At 73.4% G+C, this 12,602-nt stretch carries 13 protein-coding genes; 9 read left to right on the top strand and 4 right to left on the bottom strand.

Annotation, left to right across the window (positions count from 1 at the left end; all coding sequences use genetic code 11):
• The first annotated feature begins 160 nt into the window (after positions 1-160).
• Together OG906_RS15520 and OG906_RS15515 are read left to right on the top strand one after the other, a co-directional pair.
• The gene (locus OG906_RS15520; protein WP_267802364.1) at positions 161-613 is read left to right on the top strand and encodes a DoxX family membrane protein; all 453 of its coding nucleotides are present in this window, start codon (positions 161-163) and stop codon (positions 611-613) included.
• Positions 610-1,110, top strand: coding sequence for a Zn-ribbon domain-containing OB-fold protein (locus tag OG906_RS15515; RefSeq protein ID WP_329443343.1), 501 nt, complete (start codon positions 610-612; stop codon positions 1,108-1,110). The genes OG906_RS15520 and OG906_RS15515 overlap by 4 nt, the downstream gene beginning before the upstream one ends.
• Positions 1,111-1,562: 452 nt before the next feature.
• Here OG906_RS15515 and OG906_RS15510 read toward each other — a convergent pair whose 3' ends face one another.
• Entirely contained in the window at positions 1,563-2,237 is a 675-nt protein-coding gene (locus OG906_RS15510) for a pyridoxine/pyridoxamine 5'-phosphate oxidase (protein WP_329443341.1), read from the bottom strand.
• 106 nt (positions 2,238-2,343) lie between these two features.
• Between OG906_RS15510 and OG906_RS15505 the strand changes: the two genes are divergently transcribed.
• On the top strand, positions 2,344-2,865 hold the full coding sequence (locus OG906_RS15505) for a hypothetical protein (protein WP_329443339.1): 522 nt from the start codon (positions 2,344-2,346) through the stop codon (positions 2,863-2,865).
• 53 nt (positions 2,866-2,918) lie between these two features.
• Here the strand turns inward: OG906_RS15505 and OG906_RS15500 are convergent, their stop codons facing one another.
• Positions 2,919-4,124: a thiolase C-terminal domain-containing protein gene (locus tag OG906_RS15500; protein ID WP_329443338.1), complete on the bottom strand. Its 1,206-nt coding sequence runs from the start codon at positions 4,122-4,124 to the stop codon at positions 2,919-2,921.
• Between the two features lie 135 nt (positions 4,125-4,259).
• On the opposite strand from OG906_RS15500, the gene OG906_RS15495 reads away from it, so the two are divergent.
• The 3 genes from OG906_RS15495 (at position 4,260) to OG906_RS15485 (ending at position 6,383) form a co-directional block, all read left to right on the top strand.
• Entirely contained in the window at positions 4,260-4,502 is a 243-nt protein-coding gene (locus OG906_RS15495) for a hypothetical protein (protein WP_329443337.1), read from the top strand.
• A gap of 103 nt (positions 4,503-4,605) precedes the next feature.
• The gene (locus tag OG906_RS15490) at positions 4,606-5,907 is read left to right on the top strand and encodes an acyl-CoA dehydrogenase family protein (RefSeq protein ID WP_329443336.1); all 1,302 of its coding nucleotides are present in this window, start codon (positions 4,606-4,608) and stop codon (positions 5,905-5,907) included.
• Complete coding sequence (locus OG906_RS15485; protein WP_329443334.1) at positions 5,907-6,383, top strand: nitroreductase family deazaflavin-dependent oxidoreductase; 477 nt, start codon at positions 5,907-5,909, stop codon at positions 6,381-6,383. Before OG906_RS15490 ends, OG906_RS15485 begins: the two co-directional genes overlap by 1 nt.
• A 177-nt stretch (positions 6,384-6,560) precedes the next feature.
• Here the strand turns inward: OG906_RS15485 and OG906_RS15480 are convergent, their stop codons facing one another.
• Positions 6,561-7,208: a TetR family transcriptional regulator gene (locus OG906_RS15480; protein WP_329443333.1), complete on the bottom strand. Its 648-nt coding sequence runs from the start codon at positions 7,206-7,208 to the stop codon at positions 6,561-6,563.
• A 406-nt stretch (positions 7,209-7,614) separates the two neighbouring features.
• On the opposite strand from OG906_RS15480, the gene OG906_RS15475 reads away from it, so the two are divergent.
• The 3 genes from OG906_RS15475 (at position 7,615) to OG906_RS15465 (ending at position 11,620) form a co-directional block, all read left to right on the top strand.
• Positions 7,615-8,427 carry a VOC family protein gene (locus OG906_RS15475; protein WP_267798481.1) on the top strand — a complete coding sequence of 271 codons (813 nt, stop codon included), beginning with the start codon at positions 7,615-7,617 and terminating at the stop codon, positions 8,425-8,427.
• A 209-nt stretch (positions 8,428-8,636) separates the two neighbouring features.
• Positions 8,637-11,069 (top strand): outer membrane protein assembly factor BamB family protein, encoded by a 2,433-nt coding sequence (locus OG906_RS15470; RefSeq protein WP_329443331.1) that lies wholly within the window; start codon positions 8,637-8,639, stop codon positions 11,067-11,069.
• A gap of 56 nt (positions 11,070-11,125) precedes the next feature.
• Positions 11,126-11,620: a peptidylprolyl isomerase gene (locus tag OG906_RS15465; RefSeq protein ID WP_053681176.1), complete on the top strand. Its 495-nt coding sequence runs from the start codon at positions 11,126-11,128 to the stop codon at positions 11,618-11,620.
• A 100-nt stretch (positions 11,621-11,720) separates the two neighbouring features.
• On the opposite strand, the gene OG906_RS15460 is transcribed toward OG906_RS15465, so the two are convergent.
• Entirely contained in the window at positions 11,721-12,563 is an 843-nt protein-coding gene (locus OG906_RS15460; RefSeq protein WP_329443328.1) for an NAD(P)H-binding protein, read from the bottom strand.
• Positions 12,564-12,602 lie beyond the last annotated feature (39 nt).

The raw sequence follows: 12,602 nt of genomic DNA, 5'->3' as shown, positions 1-12,602 counted from the left end.
CGATCACGGGGGGTGGGGCGGGGCTCCTGTGTTCGGGCTCACGGGTTCCGTGCGCGGGCCTCGCGGGCCTCGCGGGGTTCGGTGCGCGGGCCCTTGCGGGATCGGTGCGGATCCGCTCAACTGACGTACCGTCAGATCGTGAGAGGGGTGGAGGACGCCGATGCAGACCATCTGGCTCAGCGGGGCCGAATGGACAGCCGTGCTCCGGATAGGCCTCGGCCTGTGGTGGCTGGAGAGCTGGCGGCACAAGGACAAGAAGGGCTGGTTCGAACGCGGCACCGGCATCGCCTGGGCCGCCGACGTCGCCGGCAAGCACCGGTGGGGCTTCGTGAAGGGCGGCTTCGACACGGTCGTCCGGCCGAGGCCGAAACTCATGGCGTACGTGGTCGTGTACGCGGAACTCGCCCTCGGACTGGGCCTGGTGCTCGGCCTCCTGACCCCCGTGGCACTGATCGGCGGACTGCTGCTGAACCTGCTCTACCTCGTGCTGATGATCCACGACTGGGCCGAGCAGGGGCAGAACGCGATGATGGCGCTCATCTCGGTCGTCGCGCTGTTCGCGATGGGCTGGCAGGTCTGGTCACTCGACGCGGCGATGGGACTCTTCCTGTGAACACGGTCCGGTACGACCTGCCCGAGGTCGACGACTTCACCCGCCCGTACTGGGAAGCGGCGGCGGAAGGCCGGCTCCTCGTACGCCGCTGCGCGGACTGCGGGCGCGCCCACCACTACCCGCGGGAGTTCTGCCCGTACTGCTGGGCGGGCGAGGAGCGCGTGACGTGGGAGCAGGCCGGGGGGCGGGCCGTGCTGTACACGTGGTCGGTGATCCACCGCAACGACCTGCCGCCGTTCGGGGAGCGGGTGCCGTACGTGGCGGCGGTGGTGGACCTGGAGGAGGGGCCGCGGCTGATGACGGAGCTGGTGGCGTCCGGGGGTGGGGCCTCAGGGGCGGTGCTTGGCGGGGCCGGGGCCCTGTTGGGCGGGGCCGGGTTCGGAGGGTTCGGGCTCGGCGGGGCCGGGTTGCGGGTCGGGATGCCGTTGGAGGTGGCGTTCCGGGAGGCGGCGGAGGGGGTGTGGGTGCCGGTGTTCGGGGTGGTGGCGGAACGGTAGCCCTGGCCTGTGCCCTGGCCGGGCGGTGGTGTTGGCGCCTTGCCGCCTTGCCGCCTTGTTGCCTTGCTGTCGGTTGCTGCCGGTCCCGGCTGCGTCGGGCGCCTCAAGCGCCGGCGGGGCTGGGGGTGGGGGTCGGGGGCGGGGTGGGGTGTCGTCCTGGACTGTGTGATGTAGGCGCCCTGGCCCGGCTTGGTTTGCGGATCGGTGGTCACGCGCCACAAATCCCACTTCTACGTCCCGGCCAACACCCCACCCCGCCCCCGCCCCCGACCAACAGTCCAACCCCCGTCAATCCAGCCTCGCCCGGCCGGTCCGGCAATTCCAGCCTCGCCGGCGTTTGAGGTGCGGGTACGGGCCACCCTTCCGGTTCGGGTCGGCAATCCAGCCCCGCCGGCGTTTGAGGCGCGCGGTGGAGTCCCGTTGGGCTCGGTGGGGGGACGGGCCTGGTCGCGTCAGGGCCAGAGGAGGGTTCGGGTCCAGGGGGTGGTGGGGGTGCGGCGGTAGTGGAGGCGGGTGTGGCGGCGCGCCGCGTCGCCCTGGAAGAACTCGGCCTCCGTCGCGTCGAGCACGTACCGCGTCCACGTCGGCGCCACCGCGTCCGGCTCGGCGCCCGCGCGCGCCCACGCCGCCGCCGAGGCCTCGGCCAGGTCCGCGAGGGAGGGCAGGACCTCGCTCTGGTGTCCCGTCAGCGCGGCGGCGAGCGCGCCGCGGGACCTGACCGCGAGGTCCGCGCGGCTTTCCTCGGGTCCACAGGCCGTGACCCGGCCGCGGAGGCGGATCTGCCGGCCCACCGCGGGCCAGTAGAAGCCGAGGGCGGCGTCCGGTCGGGCCGCGAGCTGTCGGCCCTTCACGCTGGTGGCGTGCGAGGCGAAGTGCCAGCCCCGCTCGTCGGCGTCGTGCAGCATCAACGTGCGGACGTCGGGGCGCCCTTCGGCGTCGACCGTGGCCAGGGTCATCGTGTGCGGTTCGAGCTGTCCGGCCTTGGCGGCGTCCACGAGCCACTCCCGGAAGAGGGGGAGCGGGTCGGTCGGTGCCGTGTCCGGGTCGAAGGTGGGCAGCCGGGTGTCCCACACGCGCAGGGAGTGGAGGGTGGCGTGGAAGTCGGCGTCGCTCGTCTCACTGGTCATGGCGCCATCGAACACCATCGCATCAATGGGTGGATTGTCATCACACGGGCGAACTGCCGTTCATATGATGCGTCTGTTTCGGACGGATACCGGTGGGGGTTTGGACATGCGCGCAATCAATGGCAGGGGCGTCAGACGGGCGCTGGTGGCGGTGCTGGTGGCCGGGGTGGCGGTGGCGTGCGGGCCGGCCGAGACGGGTGGGCCGGCCGGTTCGCCGTCGGTGATCCGGTCGTCGGCCCCGGTGGCGCCGACGTCCGCGCCGCCGACGCTCTCGCCGACCGCGGTCGCCTCGCCATCGGCGGTGGTGACCCCGACGCCCACGCGGGTGGTGCTGCCCAAGGCGACCCCGGCCGCCGGGACGCCCGACGCGAAGGCGCCGACCAGGCCGGCGGCCGAGGTCCCGACGAAGGCTCCGAGCAGGGCGCCGACGAAGGTTCCGAGCAAGGCTCCGACGAAGGCGCCGCCGGAGCCCGCGGCGGCGGACTGCGAGATCGTCTCCAACGCGGGGAACTGCTACAACGCCGGTCAGTTCTGCCGCAAGGCGGACGTGGGGCGGTCCACCCACGCGGGCAACGGCCGGTTCATCCACTGCCGGCAGGACGGCAAGCAGCCGCGCTGGCAGTACTAGGTCGTCGGTGAGGGCCGCGGCCCCGGCGCGATCCGAAAGAGACGGCCCGGGTCTCAGCCCCGGCCCAGGATGACCGTCCCCGAGGAGCAGAACCAGCCGCCCGTGCCCGAGGCCAGGGCCACCTCGGGGAGTCGGCCGCCCGCCTTGGTGACCTGGCCGGCGCCGGCCTCGCCGCGGAGTTGGCGTACGGCCTCGACCAGCAGGAAGAGGCCGCGCATGCCGGGGTGGCAGGCCGACAGCCCGCCGCCGTCGGTGTTGACGGGGAGTTCCCCGTCGCGCAGCAGTCGGCCCTTCTCGACGAACGCGCCGCCTTCGCCCTTCGCGCAGAAGCCGAGGTCCTCCAGGGTCACGAGGGTCATGTAGGTGAAGGCGTCGTAGATCTCGGCGAGATCGACGTCCGCCGGGGTGAGCCCGGCGCGTTCGAAGGCCTGGCGGCCGGAGACGGCGGCCGGGGAGACGGTGAAGTCCTCCCATTCCGACATGGTGGTGTGGGAGACCGAGGCGCCGGTGCCCAGGATCCAGACCGGGTCCTTCGCGGTGTCCGGTACGAGGTCCTCGGCGACCAGCAGTACCGCGCAGCCGCCGTCGGAGCGGATGCAGCAGTGCAGTTTGGTGAACGGGTCCGCGATCATGTCGGAGGAGAGGACCTCGTCCACGGTGAGCGGCGTGCGGAACATGGCGTCCGGGTTGGTGGCGGCGTTCGCCCGGGCCTGTACGGCCACCGACGCGAGCTGTTCCAGGGTCGTGCCGTACTCGTGCATGTGGCGGCGGGCGGCCATCGCGTACTTGGCGACCAGTGTGTGGCCGTACGGGACCTCGAACTGGAGGGGTCCGCGCGCGCCGAAGGAGAGGTTCGCGGTGCGCCTGCGGGCCTTGATGTCGGCGCGGGCGGTGGATCCGTAGACCAGCAGGACGGCCCGGGCGTGGCCGGCGGCGATGGCGTCGGCCGCGTGGGCGGCCATCACCTCCCAGGTCGAGCCGCCGACCGAGGTGGAGTCGACCCAGGTGGGGCGCAGTCCCAGGTACTCGGCCACCTCGATCGGGGCCAGTGTGCCGAGGCCGGCGGAGGCGAAGCCGTCGATGACGGACCGGTCGAGTCCGGAGTCGGCGAGGGCCCGGCGGGCGGCCTGTGCGTGCAGGGCGTAGGGGGTGGGGCCGTCCACCCGGCCGCAGTCCGAGAGGGCGACGCCGGCGACCGCGACGCGGCGGCGCGGCGCGGTGGCGGTGGGGGTTCGGGGCGGTCCAGACAGTCCAGGCATGGGGCGACGGTATATCTGACGATGCGTCAGACGCTAGTGCGCGAGACGTGGTGCGGGTGGTTGTTCTCTTTCGTCGCGAGCGTGCGCGCCGGAAGTTCGATGCGGGCGCCGGGCCCCGACTCCTACGGTGCCCCCATGGCCTCCTCACCCTCCGCCGACCACCCGCTCAAGGGGGTGGCGACCTTCCTCGGTGGTGTCCTCCTCGTCGGTGGTGTCAGCGCCCTGTTGCACGAGTGGTTCGGCTTCATCCGCTTCCTGGGCTTCCTGCGGTTCCTCGTACCCGACGGCCACGAGATCCTCGGCAACGCCGTCATGGCCGGCCTCGGCTGCGTGCTCCTCGCGGTCGGGGGACTCCTCGGCGGGCGGGGTCGCCGCTGACCGCCCCGCCGCGGGTCGTCGAACCCCCCTTGCCCGCCCCCTGTGCATCTGGCTTCCGCCGCCCTAACATGACGGCCCGTCAGATACGGGGAGGAGCCCGACGATGGATGCCGCCTTCACCGCGGAGCAGCACGAGATGCGCCGCACCCTGCGCGAAATCCTGGGCAAACGCTGCGGCCCGGACGAGGTCAGGGCCGCCGTCCGCACCGCCGCCGGACACGACCACGAACTGTGGCGACAGCTCGCCCGGCAACTCGGCCTGCCGGGCATCGCCATCGCCGAGGAGTACGGCGGCGTCGGATGCGCGCCGGCCGACCTCGCCCTCGCCTGTGAGGAGACCGGCCGGGCCCTGCTGCCCTCGCCGCTGCTCGCCACCGCCGCACTCGCCGCGCCCCTGATCGCCGCCCTCGGGACGGAGGCCCAGCGCGCCGCGCTGCTGCCCCCGATCGCCGCCGGAGCGCTGACCGCCGCGCTCGCCGTACCCGGGACCGCCCTGGCCACGGCCCTCGCGCTGACCGGCGACAACGTGCCGGGGGAGTGGGCCGGCGGCGGTCGCGCCGGTGGGGTGCAGGCCACGTCGGGGGAGGGCGGCCCGCGGCTCTACGGGGAGGTCTCCCAGGTGCTGGACGGCCACAGCGCCGGGCTGCTCCTGGTCGCCGCGCACACCGGCGGCTTCGCCCGCAGCCGGACCCTGCTGTTCCTCGTACGGGAGGACGCGCCCGGACTCGTACGCGCCCGGCAGTCCACCCTGGACGAGACCAGGCCCCAGGGGCGGATCCAACTGCGCGACGTGCCCGCCGAGTTGCTCGGGGATGGCCAGGGGGACGTACCGGCGGCCCTCGCCGCCACCGGGCGCGCCGCCGCCGGCGTGCTGGCTGCCGAGGCGGTGGGCGCGGCGGAACAGGCGCTGGCCCGCACGGTGGACCACGTACGGCAGCGCGAGCAGTTCGGTCGCGCCATCGGGTCCTTCCAGGCGGTCAAACACCGCCTCGCGGACCTCTACGTCCAGGTGCAGGCGGCCCGCTCCGCCGCCTACTACGCCGCCTGGGACCCCGAGCAGGGCGGCCTCGCCCTCGCGCAGGCGCTGGAGGCGCTCCGGATCACCTCGGGCGAGGCGATCCAACTGCACGGCGGTATCGGCTTCACCTGGGAGCACGACGCGCACCTCTACTTCAAGCGGGCCGCGGCCGACGAGCTGCTCTTCGGCCCGGTGCACCGGCTGCGGGCGCACGCCGCCCGGCGGGCGGGCCTGTTCGACCCGTCCGCGTCCGCGACCGGGTCCGCGACCGGGTCCGCGTCCGCGTCCGCGACCGGGTCCGCGACCGGGTCCGCGTCCGCGTCCGCGACCGCGGTCCCACCCACGACCGCAACCGAGTCCACGAGCACGGAGAGGATGGCCGTCTGATGGCTCCCGTCGGCGTCAGGCTGATGCAGAAGGTCTCCTCGACCATGCTGTTCGCCAAGATCGCACCACACGTCATCCCGGCCATGGACAAGGCCGTGCACAGACTGACCCGCGGCAAGGTCATCCTGAGCGCGCAGATGCTGCCCGGCGTGATCCTCACCGCCAAGGGAGCCAGGTCCGGCCTGCCGCGCACCACGCCGCTCGCCTGCATGCCGGAGGACGACGGTGCGAGCTGGCTGCTGATCGGTTCCAACTTCGGCCGCCCCGGACACCCTGCCTGGACCGGGAACCTGATCAAGTACCCGGACGCGGAAGTGAGTTGGCGCGGTCGGGACATCGCCGTACGGGCCCGGCTGTTGCAGGGCGAGGAACGCGCGGCGGCGTGGCAGGCGGCGCTGAGGTTCTGGCCGCCGTACGCGACGTACCAGGCGCGCATCGAGCGCGAGATCCGGCTGTTCCGCCTGGAGCGTCGCTGATCGCGGCGGAGATCCGGGTGAAGCCCGGCGGAGAGCCGGTGGAGTCCGGCGGGAAGCCGGTGGGGGACCGACGGGGTCGGGAGCGGGCGCCGGCGTGAGCCGGCGGGGTGGTGGGGGCTGCGGGGAGCGGGCCCGGGCGGCGGACCAGGACCCCTGGCGGGGGCCCGGGGTCCGCCGCTACTTGGTCGGCTTCTTGCCGGTGATGCCGAGGTGGACGAGCAGCGCCAGGTTCGGCTTGAGCTCGGCCTGCTTGACGCCCCAGGTCTGGAAGCCCTTCTGGTGCGAGGCGACCGCGGCCAGCATCGCGACCAGCGAACCGGCCATCGCCGCCGGGCTGAGGTCCTTGTCGACCTTGCCCTTGGCCTGGAGTTCCTTCATCGACTCCGTGAGGGAGTTGGTGACGGAGTTGAGGATCTTCATGCGGATCTTGTAGAACCGCTTGTCGCCCTCGGCCGCGCCGAGGTCGACGACCCGGAGGATCGCGTCGTTGCGTCGCCAGAACTCCAGGAATCCCTCGACGAGTTCCTCGGCCGCCGCCCAGCCGGCCTTGCCGACCCAGTTGCGACCTTCGACGAGCGCCGTCAACTGCGCGCCCTCCGTGGCCATGTGTTCGGCGATCTCCAGGACGGCGCCCTCGACGTCCGGGAAGTACTGGTAGAAGGTCGCGGGGGAGGTCCCGGCCTTGCGGGCGACGTCGATCACCTTGACGTCGCGGTACGGCGAGGAGCTGAGCATCTCGCTGAGGCAGTCGAGCAGCTTCTGCCGCGTCGCCTGGCCGCGCCGGCCGGCGACACGCCCGTCGACGGTGCGTACTTGTCCTGTCATGCCGTCAGCTTACCGAGGGGTGATCGGGGCGCTATTCGGCCGCCTGCAAATGGGGTTACGGGGCCGCCGGCCTGCACGGGAGCGGCTGTCGGCCGGCTCCTCGACCGGGCCCGCGGGGCGGGATCCGTGCCCTGCGGGCGAAGGTTCGCGCCGGCGGTTTCCGGCCGGCACGCACCATCGGCGCCGCTCCCGTGCCCCGCCCGCGCTCGCGACCCGCCCACGCCCCTCCCGTGCCCTGCCCGCGACTCGCCCGAGACCGCTGCGGGGGCGTCGACCGGGACCCCGTGCGTATCGTGACGTATCCCCCGAATAGTCTTATCAACAGGCTGTGGACAAGTTTTCGGACACATCATGGCTGGGAGGTACGGAGGGTACACACCCCCGCACAACGGAAGGAACCGGGCTGATGGCCGCATTCGCGGAAGGCTCCCCCTGCTGGGTGGACGCCTCGCTTCCGGACGTCGAGGCGGGCAAGCGCTTCTACGGTGAGCTCTTCGGATGGTCCTTCGGCGACAGCGCGGGCGCCCAGTACGGCCACTACACGCAGGCCTACGCCCGGGGCCACAACGTGGCCGCCCTCGCCCCCAAGCCGGACGGCCGCATGCCCACCGTCTGGGGCGTGTACCTGTACACCTCCGATGCCTACGCCTGCGCCGCCCGCATCCGGGCCGCCGGCGGCCAGATGGTGATGGACCCCCAGCCCGTGGGCCCGTACGGCACCGCCGCCATGGCGGCCGACCCCGGCGGGGCCGTCTTCGGGCTGTGGCAGCCCGGCACCCACCACGGCTTCGAATCGCAGCAACAGCCCTACACCTACTGCTGGTCGGAGGTCTACACCCGGGCCCGCGACGCCGTGGACGTCTTCTACGACAAGGTCTTCGGCTATGTGCCCGAGGACCAGGACGATCCCGAGACCGGCATCGAGTACCGGGTCTGGTCCCCGCCCGGCAACCGGCCCGGATCCGACACCGCAGTGCTGGGGCGCAGTCTGATCACCGACGCCTTCCCGGAGATCATGCCCGCGCACTTCCTCGTCTACTTCGCCGTCCCTGACTGCGACCAGACCGTCGCCACGGTGCAGCGCCTCGGCGGCCGTGTCACCGCCGATCCCTTCGACACGCCGTACGGGCGGATCGCCGTCGTCGCGGACAATCAGGGGGCCGTCTTCGGCCTGCTCTCGGAGCCCCGTACCAAAGCCGCTCCCGAAAGCCACGCCTGACCCGGGGCCGGACCAGGCGCGGGCCTGACAGAATCGGGCTTGCGCGACGTCCGGCTTCGCCGGGGTGAGACGCTGCACGGGTGCGGTGGGGCGAACCCCCGCACGTGGGACGCGCACGGGTTGCCCTGCGCGGAACCGACCGCCGTGCCGCTGTGCGTGCTGGTGGAAGCGGGTCCGGCGTGGGCCCGTACGGGGAGGTGTGGAGGCGAGTGGTGGAGCAGCTGACGCAGCACGACCCGAGACGGATCGGCCCCTTCGAGGTGCTGGGACGGCTCGGCGCCGGCGGCATGGGGCTGGTCTATCTCGCGCGGTCGGCGTCCGGACGTCGGGTCGCGATCAAGACGGTGCGGACCGAACTCGCCGAGGACCAGTTGTTCCGGGTGCGCTTCACCCGCGAGGTGGAGGCGGCGCGCGCCGTCTCCGGTTTCTACACCGCCGCCGTCGTCGACGCCGACCCGCGTGCGGCGGTGCCCTGGCTGGCCACCGCGTACGTTCCGGCGCCCTCGCTGGAGGAGATCGTCAACGAGTGCGGGCCCATGCCCGCCCAGGCCGTGCGGTGGCTCGCGGCCGGCATCGCCGAGGCCCTGCAGTCCATCCACGGCGCCGGACTGGTCCACCGCGACCTGAAGCCGTCGAACGTGCTCGTCGTCGAGGACGGCCCGCGCGTGATCGACTTCGGCATCGCCAGCGGGGTCTCCAACACCCGCCTGACCATGACGAACGTCGCCGTGGGCACCCCCGCCTACATGTCGCCCGAGCAGGCCAAGGACTCCCGCAGCGTCAAGGGCGCCAGCGACGTGTTCTCGCTCGGCTCCACGCTGGTCTTCGCCGCGACCGGTCACCCGCCCTACCACGGCGCGAACCCCGTCGAGACGGTGTTCATGCTGCTGCGCGAGGGCCCCAACCTCGAAGGGCTCCCCGACGAGCTGCGGCCCCTGATCGAGTCCTGCATGCAGATGGAGGCCGGCCGGCGCCCCAGTCCCGCCGACCTCCAGGCGCAACTGGCCCCGCACCTCTTCGACGGCGACGACGACAGCGGTACCGCCTCGGCGTGGCTGCCGGGGCGCGCCGTCGCGATGATCGAGGCCCGCCGCGCGGGTCTGCGCACGGCGGCCGTCCCGTCCGGGCGTTCCGCACCCGGTCGGCCCGCGCCGGGCCGTCCCGCCGCCGGGGACGGCCACGGACCGGTCTCCGGCCCCTCCACGCACCGCCGCCAGCGCGGCGCCGACCCCTGGGCGGACCCGCGGACCGGCCAGGCCGCCCCGCCGCGCCCGCACCACCCGCCGCAGCCGGGCCTGGTGCCCTCCGGTGATCCCGTCCGGCTCGGCGCCTCGCCGGTGCCGATCGGTCCCGGGCCGCGCGCCACGGCCGCCGCGTCCTCCGCGATGGTGGCCGACACGGCGACCGGTTGGATCCGGCCGCCCGGCGGCGGCACGGCCTCGGCGGTGGAGGCCGTACCGGCCGCGACCGGCGCGCCCGCCGTCCCCGGCCCCGGCCCGTCCCCGGACAGCGGCCGCTGGCGCCCGTGGCGCTTCCGCATGTCCAACGAGGTCTGGGGCACCCCGACCGTCGCGGGCGACCTGCTGTACGTCACGTCCTTCGAGGTGCACGCCCTGGACGTCGGCAGCGGTCGCCGGCAGTTCAAGACCCGCGACGTCGCCTGGTCGATGGCCGTCTCCGACGGCCGTATCCACGCCTCCGACGGCCCTTCCCTGTACGCGCTCGACTCCTCCGACGGCTCCGAGCGGTGGCGGCTGGCCACCGATGCCTGGGTGTACGCGCTGCGCGCCGACCGGGGCACCGTCATCACCGCGACCCGCGGTGGCGGCGTGCAGGGCTGGGAGGCCTCCAACGGCCAGAAGCTGTGGGAGCTCGCCGGCGCCCAGTCCGACTTCGAGACCCCCGAGGCGGCCCCCGTCCTGCACGAGGGCACCGTCTACGTGTGGCAGGACGCCCGACTGCGGGCCCTGGACGCCCGCAGCGGCCTGGAGGCCTGGTCGTATCCGGTCGGAGACGCCGCCGCGTGCGGCAACGTCCCCGTGCGCGTCACGCCGGCCCCCGACGGCAACGTGTACGTCGTCGCCGGCACCCGCGTGCTGTCCGTGGACCGGGCCTCGGGTCGGGTCCGCTGGCACTTCGAGGCCCCGGCGGTGTTCCTGGCGGCCCCGGCGTTCGCGCCGGGCGCGGCCGTGACCGGCGGCGGGGTCTACCTCGTCGACTACCTGGGCACCGTCTACGCCCTCGACGCGGTCACCGGCAAGGACCGCTGGCGCATCGCCACCGAGCCCCGGCAGTCGGCGGACCCGGTGGTCGTGGCCAACGGCAACGTCCACCTGGGCGCGGGCAGCGCCCTGTACACGCTCGACGCGGTCACCGGCACCCCGAAGTGGCGGTTCGCGGCGGGCGGCGAGATCACCGGTCTGCCGGCGGTCGCGGACGGCCGGGTGCACTTCGGCTCGGCGGACCACTGCCTCTACACCCTCGACGCGGCGGGCGGTCAGCTCCGCTGGAAGCTGGCGACCGGCGGCGAGATCACCGGGGCCCCGGTGGCGGAGGCGGGGGTGGTCTACGCGTGCAGCAAGGACCACTGCGTGTACGCCCTGGACGCGGCGAAGGGCACGGGTACCCGTACCGGCACGTGACGGCGCCCCGGCCCCGCCGATGCGCGTACCGCACCGGGAGTGACAGGATGGACCCCATGAGCAACGTTTACTTCGACATCAACATCAACGGCGAGGCCGCCGGCCGCATCGTCTTCAACCTCTTCGACGAGGTCGTTCCGAAGACGGCGCAGAACTTCCGCGAGCTGGCCACCGGCCAGCACGGCTTCGGCTACGCGGGTTCGCCGTTCCACCGCGTCATCCCCCAGTTCATGCTGCAGGGTGGCGACTTCACCAACCAGAACGGCACCGGCGGCAAGAGCATCTACGGCGAGAAGTTCGCCGACGAGAACTTCGACCTGAAGCACGACCGCCCGTTCCTGCTGTCGATGGCGAACGCCGGCCGCAACACCAACGGCTCGCAGTTCTTCATCACCACGGTCGTCACCCCGTGGCTCGACGGCAAGCACGTCGTCTTCGGCGAGGTCGTCGAGGGTTCGGACCTGGTCCAGAAGATCGAGTCCCTCGGTTCCCAGTCCGGCGCCACCCGCGCCAAGATCGAGATCGCTGCCTCGGGCGTCGTCGAGAAGTGATCTGACCCACCCGCGTTCGCGCCGGACGGCCCCGCCCCCTTCGGGGGACCGGGGCCGCCGCCATGTCCGGCCCCTTTCACCGCACCGCCCGGCGCGGCGGTCAGTGGCCAGCGAAGGCGGCGGCGTTCTCGCGGGCCCACCGGGCGAAGGTGCGGGCCGGCGTGCCGAACAGGGTCTCGGTGGTGTCGGCGAGGGCGACCGGGGTCACGGTGGCGGCGGCCCACAGGTCGAGCAGGGAGCCGACCACGGGGGCCGGCATGTACCGGCCCATCTCCCGCTCGGCCTCGGCGCGGGTGATCTCCTCCACGGGGATGTCCCGGCCGAGGACGTCGGAGAGGACGGCGAGCTGCTCGCGGAACGTCAGCGACCGGGGGCCGGTCAGGGTGATCGCGCGGCCGGCGAGGTCGTCGCCGGTCAGGGCGCGGACCGCGATGTCGGCGATGTCGTCGGGGTGGATGGGGGCGAGGGCGGCGTCGGGGTGGGCGAGCCGGACCGGCTGCCGACGCCCGATGGGGTGCGCCCAGCCCAGCGCGTTGCCGGCGAAGGCGTCCGGGCGCAGCAGCGTCACGGTGAACGGGGCTTCGGCCAGGGCGCGTTCGACCCGAAGGCTGTGCGAGGCGAGCGGATCCGTGTCGGCACCGGGCGCGAGGACCGAGGCGGAGGACAGCAGGACGACGTGCTCCACCCCGGCGGACCCGGCGGCCTCGACCAGCTCGTGGATGCCGGCGGGCTCGGGGTAGAGGAACACCCGGCGGATCCCGGCGAGTGCGGCGGCGAAGGTCTCGGGGCGGTTCAGGGCCAGCTCGACGGTGTCGACGCCGGCCGGGACGGCCAGGTCGGCGGGTGTGGCGCTGGCGGCGCGGACGGCGGTGCCGGCCGCGTGGAGGCGGTCGACGACCGCCCGCCCGATCCTGCCGCGGGCTCCGGTGACGAGGACGGTCATGCGGGGTCTCCCTTCACAGTGGTGTACACGGTGTCGTAC

This window comes from Streptomyces sp. NBC_01426, from assembly GCF_036231985.1.
Taxonomy (GTDB): Bacteria; Actinomycetota; Actinomycetes; order Streptomycetales; family Streptomycetaceae; genus Streptomyces.
This window is presented reverse-complemented; position numbering and strand designations above follow the sequence as displayed.